Origin of the sequence: Microbacterium sp. H6 (assembly GCF_003314775.1) — a bacterium.
GTDB classification, from domain to species: domain Bacteria; phylum Actinomycetota; class Actinomycetes; order Actinomycetales; family Microbacteriaceae; genus Microbacterium; species Microbacterium oxydans.
Genome location: NZ_QOAY01000293.1, coordinates 1 through 586, shown reverse-complemented (window position 1 = coordinate 586; position 586 = coordinate 1). Strand labels below are relative to the sequence as shown.

Annotated in this window: 1 pseudogene; it reads left to right on the top strand. The window is 71.8% G+C overall.

Annotated elements, in window-relative coordinates:
• A pseudogene (locus DSP71_RS22550) lies at positions 1-586 on the top strand (PucR family transcriptional regulator); the annotation flags it as partial.

Genomic DNA, 586 nt, shown 5'->3' with positions numbered 1-586 from the left:
CGGGCTCGCACTGATCGCACTCACCAGCGAGATCAAGTTCGTCACGGTCACGGAGACCGTGCACCGCGCGCTGATCGCGGCGCAGACCATGGCCCTGCGCGAACGCCAGCACCTGCACGAGCTCTTCACGGCGCTCAGCCTGCGCGGAGCTCCGGCCGACGTCGTCGTCGCGGAGACGGCGAGAGCGCTCGGCGCACCCGTCGTACTGGAGAACCTGGCGCGTGAGGTGATCGCGCACGAGACCCTGCGGATGCCGGTCGCGGAGGCGCTGGGGAAGCTGCGCTCGGCCGACCGTGTGCCCGTACAGGCGCGCGGCGTGCGGTGGGGGACCCTCCTCGCACTCCCCGGACCTGCGCATCCTGCCGGCCGGCTCACCGTGCTCGAACAGGGGGCCACGGCCCTCGCATTCGGATGCCTCGCGGACGGCGGTGACTCCGAATGGTCGCTGCTCGCGCAGCGCGGCCTCATCGACGATCTGCTCGGCGCCCGCTTCGCGAGTCCGGATGACATCCAGGCCCGTCTCGCGACCAGCGGCTTCATGCTCGCGGGGCGGCACTGCCACGGCATCGTGGCACGCGGCACGGAA